This window comes from Comamonas denitrificans, from assembly GCF_042654745.1.
Lineage (GTDB): Bacteria > Pseudomonadota > Gammaproteobacteria > Burkholderiales > Burkholderiaceae_C > Comamonas > Comamonas denitrificans.
In genome coordinates this window covers 239,132-251,341 of record NZ_JBHSEY010000048.1, presented here as the reverse complement: position 1 = coordinate 251,341, position 12,210 = coordinate 239,132, and the positions used below count along the sequence as shown (strand labels likewise).

8 protein-coding genes are annotated in these 12,210 nt (G+C 63.2%); 6 read left to right on the top strand and 2 right to left on the bottom strand.

Features of this window, described 5'->3' with window-relative positions; translation table 11 throughout:
* Window positions 1-102: 102 nt before the first annotated feature.
* Entirely contained in the window at window positions 103-570 is a 468-nt protein-coding gene (locus tag ACFO24_RS10920; RefSeq protein ID WP_377738363.1) for an Lrp/AsnC family transcriptional regulator, read from the top strand.
* A gap of 94 nt (window positions 571-664) precedes the next feature.
* Here the strand turns inward: ACFO24_RS10920 and ACFO24_RS10915 are convergent, their stop codons facing one another.
* Together ACFO24_RS10915 and hyi are read right to left on the bottom strand one after the other, a co-directional pair.
* On the bottom strand, window positions 665-1,945 hold the full coding sequence (locus ACFO24_RS10915; RefSeq protein ID WP_377738362.1) for a glycerate kinase type-2 family protein: 1,281 nt from the start codon (window positions 1,943-1,945) through the stop codon (window positions 665-667).
* A 9-nt stretch (window positions 1,946-1,954) separates the two neighbouring features.
* Window positions 1,955-2,740, bottom strand: coding sequence for a hydroxypyruvate isomerase (gene hyi / locus ACFO24_RS10910; RefSeq protein WP_377738360.1), 786 nt, complete (start codon window positions 2,738-2,740; stop codon window positions 1,955-1,957).
* A 149-nt stretch (window positions 2,741-2,889) separates the two neighbouring features.
* Between hyi and ACFO24_RS10905 the strand changes: the two genes are divergently transcribed.
* The 5 genes from ACFO24_RS10905 (at window position 2,890) to ACFO24_RS10885 (ending at window position 12,194) form a co-directional block, all read left to right on the top strand.
* A complete protein-coding gene (locus tag ACFO24_RS10905) occupies window positions 2,890-4,773 on the top strand; it encodes a histidine kinase (RefSeq protein ID WP_377738359.1) in 1,884 nt (627 codons plus the stop codon).
* 12 nt (window positions 4,774-4,785) lie between these two features.
* Window positions 4,786-5,484: a response regulator gene (locus ACFO24_RS10900; RefSeq protein ID WP_377738358.1), complete on the top strand. Its 699-nt coding sequence runs from the start codon at window positions 4,786-4,788 to the stop codon at window positions 5,482-5,484.
* Window positions 5,485-5,685: 201 nt separating this feature from the next.
* A complete protein-coding gene (locus ACFO24_RS10895) occupies window positions 5,686-6,972 on the top strand; it encodes an MFS transporter (RefSeq protein ID WP_377738356.1) in 1,287 nt (428 codons plus the stop codon).
* Between the two features lie 47 nt (window positions 6,973-7,019).
* Window positions 7,020-8,378 (top strand): MFS transporter, encoded by a 1,359-nt coding sequence (locus tag ACFO24_RS10890; protein ID WP_377738355.1) that lies wholly within the window; start codon window positions 7,020-7,022, stop codon window positions 8,376-8,378.
* A 27-nt stretch (window positions 8,379-8,405) separates the two neighbouring features.
* On the top strand, window positions 8,406-12,194 hold the full coding sequence (locus ACFO24_RS10885; protein WP_377738354.1) for a nitrate reductase subunit alpha: 3,789 nt from the start codon (window positions 8,406-8,408) through the stop codon (window positions 12,192-12,194).
* Window positions 12,195-12,210: the final 16 nt, after the last annotated feature.

Sequence of the window (12,210 nt, the reverse complement as noted above, 5' to 3'; positions counted from 1 at the left end):
GAGAAAAACTGTAGCAAAAAATCTCCGAAATAGGCTACTGAAAACGCAGTGGCTGCCCTGGTTTGCAGCACAATATGCCGCAAAAAAAAGGATTGAAAGCATATGAAGCTGGATAGCACCGATTTGCGTATTTTGGCGGCGTTGCAGGCCGATGGCGCTTTGTCCAATGTGGAGCTGGCCCGGCGCGTGCATTTGTCGCCCTCGCCCTGTCTCACGCGGGTCAAAGCCCTGGAGTCCGCCGGGGTGATCGAGCGCTATGTGGCCCTGGTCAATGCCAAAAACTTGGGGCTGGGGCTGAACGTGTTCATCAGCATCAGCCTGAAAACCCAAAGCAAGGAGGTGCTGGCCGACTTTGAGCGGCGCATCGCCGAGCACGACGAGGTGATGGAGTGCTATTTGATGAGCGGCGATTCGGATTACCTGATCCGGGTGGCCTTGCCCGATATTGCCGCGCTAGAGCGCTTTATCTTGGAGCAGCTCACGCCGATTGCGGACATCGAAAAGATTCGCTCCAGCTTTGCCTTGAAGCAGGTGCGCTACAAGACGGCGCTGCCGCTGGCGCATCTTTAAGAATGTGATAGCGCTTCCCGCACGGATACCTAGAAAAATATAAAAAAAAGCCTTGATTTTGTTATATATAAAGCGCCAATAGCTATTGATTTGGTTATTTGTTCAAGATCAGAATCGCCCGGAAATCATTCACATTGGTCAGCGTTGGCCCCGTCACCACACTGGCCCCCAGGGCTTGAAAAAAGCGGTGCGCATCGTGGCCGTCCAAGTGGGCCAAGGGGCTGAGGCCCTGGGCAAAAGCCTGCGCCAAGGTGTGCGGCCCGCTGCTGGCCCCGGCAATCTCGGCCCCGCCATCCACCCCATCGGTATCGCCCATCAGGGCATGGATGCGCGGATGCCCCCGCGTGGCCAGGGTAAAGGCCAGCAGGCATTCGACATTGCGCCCGCCCAGGCCCGCCGCTTGCGGGGTGCTGCGCAGGGTGACGGTGGTTTCTCCGCCACTGAGCAGCACACACGGCGGCTGAAAAGGCTGGCCGCGCTGGGCCACTTGCAAGGCCAGGGCGGCGAGCACTTGGCCCACATCGCGGGCCTCGCCCTCGATGGCATCGCTCAGGATGTGGCAGGCAATGCCGTGCTGCTGCGCCACCCGGGCGGCCGCTTCCAGGGCCTGCTGGGGCGCGGCAATGAGGTGGGTGCGGGCAGTGGCCAGGCGCGGGTCGTTCGGTTTGATGGATTCGCCCGCGCCGCTTTCCAGTGCGGCCAGCACCTGGGGCGGCAGCTGCAGGCCATAGCGCTGCACGATGGCCAGCGCATCGGCGCAGGTGCTGGCATCGCCCACAGTGGGGCCAGAGGCAATGTCGGCCGGGTGGTCGCCGGGCACGTCTGACAGCAGCAGGGTGATGACCCGGGCCGGGTGGCAGGCGGCGGCCAGGCGGCCGCCTTTGATGGCCGAAAGGTGGCGGCGCACGGTGTTCATCTCGCCAATGCTGGCCCCGCTGGCCAGCAAGGCGCGGTTGATGGCCTGCTTGTCCTGCAGCGTGATGCCCGGCAGCGGCAAAGGCAGCAGGGCCGAGCCGCCGCCCGAAATCAGCGCCAGCACCACATCGTCCGCCGTCAGGCCCTCGGCCAGGGCCAGCATGCGCTGGGCGGCGTGCAGCCCGGCGGCATCGGGCACAGGGTGGGCGGCCTGCACCACTTCAATGCGCTGGCACGGCACTTGGTAGCCGTAGCGGGTGACGACCAGGCCACTTAAGGGCCCGGGCCAGTGTTGCTCGACCACCTGGGCCATGGCGGCCGAGGCTTTGCCTGCGCCCAGGACGACCAAGCGGCCTTTAACCTCCTCAGGCCGGGGCAAATAGGGCGGTACGCACTGTGCGGGCTGGGCGCTGGCGATGGCGGCGGCGAACAGGTGCTGGAGCAGGTCAGGTGGCAGCATGGTGAAAACTCAATTGGAGTGCAAAAAATTTTTCAACCACACCAGCCCGGCCTGGGTATCGCCCAGGGGGTGGTATTCGCAGCCGACCCAGCCCTGGTAACCGATGGCATCCAGGTGGCGCAGCACAAAGGGGTAGTTGATCTCGCCTGTGCCCGGCTCGTGGCGGCCTGGGGTATCGGCAATTTGGATGTGGCCAATGTGCGGCAGCAGGCGCTGCAAGGTGGTGGCCAGCTCGCCCTCCATGCGCTGCATGTGGTAGATGTCGTACTGCAGTTGCAGGTTGGGGTGGGCCACGGCGTGCAGCACGTCCAGGGCCTGGGCGCTGCGGTGCAAGTAGAAGCCAGGCATGTCCACGGTATTGATCATCTCCACCACCAGGCCGATGCCGTGCTGGGCCAGGGCCTCGGCGGCAAAGCGCAGATTGGCCACCAGGGTGTGGCGCACCAGCACCGGATCGGTATCGGCGGGAGTGCAGCCGGCCAGGCAATTGAGGCGCGGCACCTGCAGTGCGCTGGCGTAGGCGATGGCCTGGGCCACGCTGTCGCGAAATTCTTCTATGCGATCGGGGTGGCACGCAATGCCCCGGTCACCGGCATCCCAATCGCCGGGGGGTAGGTTGTGCAGCACCACACGCACCTTGCTGTGGGCGATGGCATCGCGCAGGTCGGCGATGGCAAAAGCGTAGGGAAACATGAACTCCACTGCGCTAAATCCGGCCTGGGCGGCGGCGGCAAAGCGCTGCAAAAAGGGGCGCTCAGGAAACAGCATGCTCAGGTTGGCACTGAATTGCGGCATAGGAAAAATATTTTCAGTACAAAAAAGTGGCCCAAGCTTAGCGGGGTTGGGGCTGGGTTGGGGACAATGCACAGCGCCAGCGTGCTGCGCTTTTGCGCTGTTGTTCATTTTCCACTTCTCTGGCGCACGCCGTGCGCAAGGTGCCGCCCATGTTTCGTTTGCTGTCGCTGTCGGCCAAGATCAAAGCCGTGAGCTTGGTGTTCTTGCTGGCCGGGTTGGCCTCGGTCAGCATTACTTTGTGGGTGACCTGGCAGCTTGAAGGCGGCGCGGCGGCGGTGAATGAGGCGGGGCGCTTGCGCATGCAGGTGTTTCGCATGCAGCTGTCGTTTCAAAACCATGAGCAGCACTTGCTTGACCAGGGCAATGCGCGGTTTAGCGCCAGCCTGCAGTTGCTGCGCGAGGGCGATCCGTCGCGGCCTTTGCAAATTTTGTGGACACCGCCGCTGCGCGCGCAGTTTGCCCGCATCGAAGAGGGCTGGCAGCACCTGAGCCGCATGCAAACGGCGGCCACCTTGCCCGAGTTTCGCGCCCAGGGCGATGCCCTGGTGCAGGTGATTGATGACTTGGTGACGTTGCTGGAGCGCGAAATGGTGCGCTGGACGGCGGGCCTGCACCTGTTCCTGCTGATGATGGTGGCGCTGGTGATTGGGGCGACCATCGTGTTCTGGATGATGAGTTACTGGGAGGTGCTCTACCCCCTGGAGCGCCTGGAAGGCGGCATGGCCCATATCCGCCAGGGGCAGCTGCAAACGCGCTTGCAGCTGGAGTCCAGCGGGGAGTTTGGCCGCGTGGCCTCGGGCTTTAACCTGATGGCCGCTTCGCTGCAATCGGCCCGGGAGAATCTGGAATTCAAAGTGCGCGAGAAAACCGCCAGCCTGCAGGCCCAGCACGCCCAGTTGCAGGCGCTGTACACCGTCAGCGCCCAAATGGCCGAGGCCGACAACCTGCAGACGCTGGCCCAGGGCTTTGTCCACCAAGTGCGTGCCAGCGTGCAGGCCGATGCCGTGGCGGTGCGCTGGTCGGACGAGGCCAATGAGCGCTACGTGCTGCTGGCCAGCGAGGGCCTGCCGCCCAGCCTGAGCACCCAAGAGCATTGCCTGCCCACGGGCGCGTGCATTTGTGCGCCGCCCAAAGAGGGGGCCAAAGCGCGGGTGATTCGCCTGCACACGGACGAGGTCGTCACCCTGCCCCATTGCCGCGAGGCCGGCTACGTCACCCTGGTGGGGGTGCCGCTGCGCCACCAGCAGCGCCTGCTGGGCGAGGTGAATTTGTACTTCGTGCAAGAGCAAACCCTGACCCCCGAAACCCATGCCCTGCTCACAGCCATGGCCGAGCACTTGGCCAGTGCGATGGAGAGCCTGCGCGTCACGGCCCTGGAGCGCGAGGCCGCCGTGGCGCAAGAGCGCAGCCTGATTGCCCGCGAGTTGCACGATTCGATTGCCCAATCGCTGGCGTTTTTAAAAATCCAAACCCAGCTGCTGCGCGATGCCATTGCCAAAGGCAACACCGCCGCCCGCGACCGCAGCGTGAGTGAATTGGAGGTGGGCGTGCGCGAGTGCTACGCCGATGTGCGCGAGCTGCTGGTGCACTTTCGCACCCGCACCAGCGATGAAGACATTGGCCATGCCCTGCGCTCCACCTTGTCCAAGTTTGAGCACCAAACCGGCCTGAAAGGGGTGCTCATCATGGGCAGCGCCGAAGGCTTGCCGCTGCCCCCCGATGTGCAAGTGCAGGTGCTGCACATCGTGCAAGAGGCGCTGTCCAACATCCGCAAGCACGCCCAGGCCACCCAGGTCACGATGAGCGTGCAGCGCCACCCGGTGTGGACTTTCAGCATTACCGACAATGGCTGCGGCTTTGCCTCGCAAGAAGTGGCACCAGATTCTTTGCACGTGGGCCTGGGAATAATGAAGGAGCGCGCTGCGCTTATTCATGCTGATTTACAGGTGATTTCCACCTCAGGATCGGGTACTACCGTGCGGTTGCAGCTGCCATCTTTAGCCGCTTTGCCCGCCTTGGGCGACCCCCTTTGATTTTTGACCGCCATGCCTGCTTACCCTGACCCGATCACCGTTTTTGTTGTCGATGACCACACCTTGTTTCGCCGGGGGCTGATGGCCTTGATTGGGCAGGATGCCGGGCTGCAGGTGATTGGCGATGCCAGCGATGCCAGCGAGGCGCTGCGCCAAGTGCCACAGCTGCAGCCGCAGGTCATCTTGCTGGACAACCACCTGCCCGGCGTGCTGGGGGTGGATGCCATTGCCGGGCTGCGCCAGGCCAGCCCCACCAGCCGGGTGGTGATGCTCACGGTGAGTGAAGACGGGCAGGATTTGGCCACGGCACTGCGCAATGGGGCGCAGGGCTATTTGCTCAAAACCATGGATGGCGAACTGCTCTTTGAAGCCATCCGCCGCGCGGCGGGGGGCGAGCCGGTGGTCAGCCCCGAGCTGCTGGGCAAGCTGGTGACCGCCTTTCAAAGCCAAGGGGCCCCCGAACCCGCCGCCGTGGCCGAGGGGGCGCAGGGCACACCGGCCGCAGCGGCTTCGCCTTCGCCTTTGTCGCCGCGCGAAGAGGAGGTGCTGCGCGAAATTGCCCAGGGTGCGAGCAACAAGGAAATTGCCCGGCGGCTGGATATTGCCGAAACCACGGTGAAGATTCACGTGCAGCACATTTTGCGCAAGCTGGGCCTGTCTTCGCGGGTGCAGGCGGCGGTGTACGCCTCTGACCGCATACGCAGTGAATAATTGATAGCTGCATCCGCTTTACACATAAGCAGTTAAAGCGGTTTTTATTGAAAAATTAATTCCAAGGGACTACTCCTTTGGAACGAGGGTACCTGCAGCCCTATCGTTCTTCTGCCTTGCCTTTTAGCCCCACTGGCGGATAGGCAGCGCCAGGGCGAACGGGGAGGATGCAGGCCATTGCTGCTCTACCGGATTTTTGCAATGGCCTTCGCTTCTACCCCTTCTGTCAGTGCTGAGCGTTACAGCCGCCAGGCTTGGTCGGTGCTGATTGCCAGCACCTTGGCGTTTACCGTGTGCTTCATGGTCTGGATGATGTTCGGTGTGATCGGCATCCCCATCAAGAAGATGCTGAACCTGAATTCCACGCAATTCGGTCTGCTCATGTCCATGCCCGTGCTAACCGGCTCGCTGGTGCGCGTGCCGTTGGGCATCTGGACGGACAAGTACGGCGGCCGCATCGTCATGGCCTGCGTCATGGCCATCACTGTGCCAGCCATCTGGCTGATGACCTACGCCACCGAATACTGGCACTTCCTGGTGATCGGCCTGTTCGTCGGCCTGGCCGGTGGTTCTTTCTCGGTGGGCACCCCGTATGTGGCCCGCTGGTTCCCCAAGAACCGCCAGGGCATGGCCATGGGCGTGTACGGTGCCGGCAACTCGGGCGCCGCGGTCAACAAGTTCGTCGCGCCGGTGCTGCTGGTGGCCTTCGGCTGGGCCATGGTGCCTCAGGTGTATGCGGCCATCATGCTGGGTACGCTGGTGCTGTTCTGGCTGTTCAGTCACAGCGATCCGTCGCACCTGGTGCCCAGCAACGTCAAGTTCACCGACCAGCTCAAGGCGTTGAAGGACCCCAAGGTGCTCAAGTACTGCCAGTACTACAGCATCGTGTTTGGCGGCTACGTGGCCCTTTCGTTGTGGATGGTGCAGTACTACGTGGGTGAATACGGGCTGGATATCCGCGTCGCGGCCCTGCTGGCCGCCTGCTTCTCGCTGCCCGGCGGCGTGCTGCGCGCCATCGGCGGGGTGCTGTCCGACAAATACGGTGCGCACAAGGTCACCTGGTGGGTGATGTGGGTCAGCTGGATCTGCCTGTTCCTGCTGTCCTATCCGCAGACCGACTTCACCGTCACCACCGTCGACGGGCCCAGGACCTTCCACATCGGCCTGAACGTCTACGCCTTCACCGCGCTGATGTTCGTGCTGGGCATCGCCTGGGCCTTCGGCAAGGCCAGCGTGTTCAAGTACATCAGCGACGACTACCCCGGCAACATCGGCGCCATCAGCGGCATCGTCGGCCTGGCCGGTGGCCTGGGCGGCTTCATCCTGCCGATCATGTTCGGCGCGCTGATGGACTGGACGGGCATCCGCTCCAGCGCCTTCATGCTGATGTATGGCGTGGTCTGGGTCTCGCTGATCTGGATGTACTGGACCGAAGTGCGCCGCACCGAGGTCATGGGCAGCAACGCCGCTGCCTCGCCGTTGGCCTAGACGGTCAAGTGACGCTTCACACCCCCATTCACCCGCAAGGAAACACCATGGCTACCCTCAATCCTTCGGCCACCACCGATGGCACCTGGCTGTCGCGCTGGGAGCCCGAAAACACATCATTCTGGAGCGCCGGCGCGTCCAGACTGGCCTGGCGAACACTGACCATCACCACCCTGAATCTGACGATGGCCTTCATCGTCTGGTTCCTGGTCTCGGCCCTGGTCGTTCGCCTGCCGCAGATCGGTTTCAAGTTCACGCCGCAGCAGCTGTTCTGGCTGGCGGCCATGCCCGGCCTCGCTGGCGGCACCCTGCGTCTGGTGCACATGTTCCTCACGCCCATGTTCGGCACGCGCCTGGTGGTCAGCCTGTCCACCCTGAGCCTGTTGATCCCGCTGGTGGGCTGGTTCTACGCGGTGCAGGATCCGGGCACCCCGTACTGGATGCTGATGCTGCTGGCCTTCCTGGCCGGTCTGGGCGGCGGCAACTTCTCGTCCTTCATGCCGTCGACCAGCCTGTTTTTCCCCAAGCGGCTGCAGGGCACGGCGCTGGCCATCCAGGCCGGTATCGGCAACTTCGGTGTGTCCATCGTCCAGTTCGTCACGCCCTGGATCATCGGTTTCGCGCTGATGGGTGGCGCCGCCTTCATGGGTGACTCGCAGACGCTGACCAAGGCGGGCGTGCAGAGCCAGGTCTACCTGCAGAACGCTGCCGCCGTGATGATCCCCTTCACCTTCGTCTTCGGTGTCAGCGCCTGGCTGATGCTCAAGTCGGTGCCGGTCAAGGCCAACTTCGCGCAGCAGTTCGACATCTTCCGCTCGCGCCACACCTGGAGCATGACCTCGCTGTACGTCATGACCTTCGGTGCCTTCTCGGGCCTGGCCGCCACCTTCCCGCTGCTGATCAAGCAGATCTATGGCGGCTTCGAAGGTGCGCCCGATCCGCTGGCCTGGGCCTTCTACGGTCCGCTGGTGGGTTCCGCTGCCCGCGTGGTGGCCGGTCCGCTGTCCGACAAGCTCGGCGGTGCCCGCGTCACGCACTGGGCTGGCCTGGGGATGCTCGCCTCCACCGTCTGGGTGACCACACTCACCAGCCCCACCGGTCTGGACAGCTTCCCGATGTTCGTGGCCGGCATGCTGACCATGTTCTTCTTCGCCGGCGTGGGCAACGCCAGCACCTTCAAGCAGATGCCCATGCTGTTCGAGCCGCGCCAGGCCGGTGGTGTGATCGGCTTCACCGCCGCCATCGCCGCCTACGGGCCCTTCCTGTTCGGCATGCTGTTTGCCGCCTCCTTCGGCGCCTTCAAATCCGCCACGCCGGTGTTCTACGGCCTGGCCGCCTTCTTCGCCTTCAACGTCGTGCTGAACTGGTGGATGTATGCCCGCCGCGGCGCTGCCAATCCCTGCTGACCCCAAGAAAACTCACTGGAGCCCACGATGAGCCATTTTCTCGACCGACTCACTTATTTCTCTCAACCGCGCGAGACCTTTGCCCAAGGCCACGGCGAAACCAACGGTGAAGACCGCACCTGGGAAGACGCTTACCGCGACCGCTGGGCGCACGACAAGATCGTGCGCTCCACCCACGGCGTGAACTGCACGGGCTCTTGCTCGTGGAAGATTTACGTCAAGGGCGGCATCGTCACCTGGGAAACCCAGCAGACTGACTACCCGCGCACCCGCCCCGACCTGCCCAATCACGAGCCGCGCGGCTGCGCCCGGGGCGCGTCGTACAGCTGGTATTTGTATTCGGCCAACCGCGTGAAATACCCCCTGGTGCGCGGCCGCCTCTTGAAGCACTGGCGCGCGGCGCTGGCCGTGGCCAACAGCCCGGTCGATGCCTGGGCCGCCATCGTGCAAAACCAGGAAGCCCGCCAGGAATGGCAAAAGCAGCGTGGCCTGGGCGGCTTTGTGCGCAGCACCTGGGACGAGGTGAACCAGATGATTGCCGCGGCCAACGTGTACACCATCAAGCAGCATGGCCCGGATCGCATCATTGGTTTTTCGCCCATCCCGGCGATGTCGATGATTTCGTATGCCGCCGGCAGCCGCTACCTGAGCCTGATCGGCGGCGTGTCGATGAGCTTTTACGACTGGTACTGTGACCTGCCGCCGTCCAGCCCGCAGACCTGGGGCGAGCAGACCGACGTGCCCGAGAGCGCCGACTGGTACAACTCCAACTTCATCATCGCCTGGGGCTCCAACGTGCCGCAGACGCGCACGCCCGACGCCCACTTTTTCACCGAGGTGCGCTACAAGGGCGCCAAGGTCGTGGCCGTGACGCCCGATTACTCCGAGGTGGCAAAGCTCGCCGACCTGTGGATGCACCCCAAGCAGGGCACGGATGCGGCGGTGGCCATGGCCATGGGCCACGTCATCTTGAAAGAGTTCTACTTCAACAAGCGCAGCAGCTACTTTGACGACTATGCGCGCCGCTACACCGACCTGCCGCTGCTGGTCGTGCTGGAGGACAAAACCCTGCCCGATGGCCGCGTGGTCAAGGTGCCGGGCCGCTACGTGCGGGCCAGCGACTTTGTCGGCCAACTGGGCCAGGCCAACCACCCGGACTGGAAAACCGTGGCCTACAACGTCGATGGCCAGGTGGCGCTGCCCAATGGCTCGATCGGTTTCCGCTGGGGCCAAGACGGGCGCGATGACCAAGGGCTGTGGAACCTGGAGAACAAAGATGCCCGCCAGGGCAACACCGTCAAGCTCAAGCTCTCGGTGCTGGAAGACGGGGCGCAAGCCCATGAAGTGACCGATGTGGCCTTCCCCTACTTTGGCGGGATTGATACCCCCAACTTCAACGCCAACGACCAGGGCAACGATGTAATGCTGCGCCGCGTGCCCATTACTTATTTGGATTTAAGCGGCGAAGGCGTTACTGGGCGTGTGGCAGTAGCTACGGTTTTTGATTTGCAAGTGGCCAACTACGGGGTGAACCGGGGCCTGGAGGGCGAGGGGGCCGACGGCGGATACGATGCCAACGCCCCCTACACCCCGGCCTGGCAAGAGCGCATCACCGGCGTGCCGCGCGAGCAAATCGTCACCATTGCCCGCCAGTTTGCCGACAACGCGGACAAGACCCACGGCAAGTCCATGGTCATCATTGGCGCGGCCATGAACCACTGGTACCACTGCGACATGAACTACCGCGGCATCATCAATATGCTGATGCTGTGCGGCTGCATCGGCCAATCGGGCGGCGGTTGGTCGCACTATGTGGGCCAAGAAAAACTGCGCCCGCAAACCGGCTGGACGGCGCTGGCCTTTGCGCTGGATTGGATTCGCCCGCCGCGCCAGCAAAACTCCACCAGCTTCTTTTACGCCCACACCGACCAGTGGCGCTACGAAAAACTGGGCGTGGAAGAAGTGCTCTCGCCCCTGGCCGACAAGGCCGCCTACCAGGGCAGCATGATCGACTTCAACGTGCGCTCCGAGCGCATGGGCTGGCTGCCCAGCGCCCCGCAGTTGGAGATCAACCCGCTGCAAGTCGTCAAAGACGCGGCCGCCAAAGGCGTGGATGCCAAAGACCACGTGGTGCAGGGGCTGAAAGACGGCAGCATCAAACTCAGCTGCGAAGACCCGGACAACCCGCTGAACTGGCCGCGCAACATGTTTGTCTGGCGCTCCAACATCCTGGGCAGCTCGGGCAAAGGGCATGAATACTTCCTCAAGCACCTGCTGGGCACCACCCACGGCGTGCAGGGCAAGGATTTGGGTAAGGACGAGGCCAAGCCCCTGGAAGTGAAGTGGCACGACAAAGCACCCGAGGGCAAACTCGATTTGCTGGTGACGCTGGACTTTCGCATGAGCACCACCTGCTTGTATTCGGACATCGTGCTGCCCACGGCCACCTGGTACGAGAAGAACGACCTCAACACCAGCGACATGCACCCCTTCATTCACCCGCTGTCGGCGGCCGTGGACCCGGCCTGGCAGGCGCGCAGTGACTGGGAGATTTACAAAGGCTTTGCCAAAGCCTTCAGCGAAGTGTGCGTAGGCCACCTGGGCGTGGAAAAAGAGGTGGTGCTCACCCCCATCATGCACGACACCGCCGGCGAGCTGGCCCAGCCCTTTGATGTGAAAGACTGGAAGAAGGGCGAGATCGACCTGATCCCCGGCGTGACCGCGCCGCAAATCACCGTGGTCGAGCGCGACTACCCCAATACCTTCAAGCGCTTTACCGCCCTGGGCCCGTTGCTGGACAAAGTGGGCAACGGCGGCAAGGGCATTGGCTGGAACACGCAGACCGAGGTGGAACAGCTGGGCGACTTGAATGGCCGTGTGCGCGAAGAAGGCGTAACGCAGGGCCGCCCAAAAATCGTCACCGACATTGATGCCACCGAGGTGGTGATGATGCTGGCCCCCGAGACCAACGGCCACGTGGCCTGCAAGGCCTGGGAGGCGCTGGGCAAGCAAACCGGGCGCGACCACGTCCACCTGGCGCTGCACCGCGAGGACGAGAAAATCCGCTTTCGCGACATCCAGGCGCAGCCGCGCAAGATCATCAGCTCGCCCACCTGGAGCGGGCTGGAGAGCGAGAAGGTCAGCTACAACGCCGGCTACACCAACGTGCATGAGCTGATTCCATGGCGCACCCTGACGGGCCGCCAGCAGTTCTACCAAGACCACCCCTGGATGCGCGACTTTGGCGAGGGCTTTGTCAGCTACCGCCCGCCGGTACACCTCAAGGCCCTGCACGAGGTGCAAGGCAAGATGCCCAACGGCAACCCCGAGATCGCGCTGAACTTCATCACGCCGCACCAGAAATGGGGCATCCACAGCACCTACAGCGACAACCTGCACATGCTCACCCTCAACCGGGGCGGGCCGGTGATCTGGCTGAGTGAAGACGATGCCAAGCGCGGCGGCATTGTCGATAACGACTGGGTCGAGCTGTTCAACGCCAACGGCGCGATTGCCGCCCGGGCCGTGGTCAGCCAGCGGGTGAACAACGGCATGGTGCTGATGTACCACGCGCAGGAAAAGATCATCAACACCCCCGGCTCAGAAATCACCGGCACGCGCGGCGGCATCCACAACTCGGTCACCCGGGTGGTCTTGAAGCCCACGCACATGATTGGCGGCTACGCGCAGTACAGCTACGGCTTTAACTACTACGGAACGATTGGCACCAACCGCGACGAGTTCGTGCTGGTGCGCAAGATGCGCCGCGTCGATTGGCTGGATGCTGAAACCGAAGCAGCGGCCCAACACGCCTGAAAAAGAAGGAGAACAC

What these genes read in the sequence shown, in the direction of transcription:
- ACFO24_RS10920 (WP_377738363.1), top strand. Translation starts at nt 103, where the DNA reads ATGAAGCTGGATAGCACCGATTTGCGTATTTTGGCGGCGTTGCAGGCC.
- ACFO24_RS10915 (WP_377738362.1), bottom strand. Translation starts at nt 1,945, where the DNA reads ATGCTGCCACCTGACCTGCTCCAGCACCTGTTCGCCGCCGCCATCGCC.
- hyi (WP_377738360.1), bottom strand. Translation starts at nt 2,740, where the DNA reads ATGCCGCAATTCAGTGCCAACCTGAGCATGCTGTTTCCTGAGCGCCCC.
- ACFO24_RS10905 (WP_377738359.1), top strand. Translation starts at nt 2,890, where the DNA reads ATGTTTCGTTTGCTGTCGCTGTCGGCCAAGATCAAAGCCGTGAGCTTG.
- ACFO24_RS10900 (WP_377738358.1), top strand. Translation starts at nt 4,786, where the DNA reads ATGCCTGCTTACCCTGACCCGATCACCGTTTTTGTTGTCGATGACCAC.
- ACFO24_RS10895 (WP_377738356.1), top strand. Translation starts at nt 5,686, where the DNA reads ATGGCCTTCGCTTCTACCCCTTCTGTCAGTGCTGAGCGTTACAGCCGC.
- ACFO24_RS10890 (WP_377738355.1), top strand. Translation starts at nt 7,020, where the DNA reads ATGGCTACCCTCAATCCTTCGGCCACCACCGATGGCACCTGGCTGTCG.
- ACFO24_RS10885 (WP_377738354.1), top strand. Translation starts at nt 8,406, where the DNA reads ATGAGCCATTTTCTCGACCGACTCACTTATTTCTCTCAACCGCGCGAG.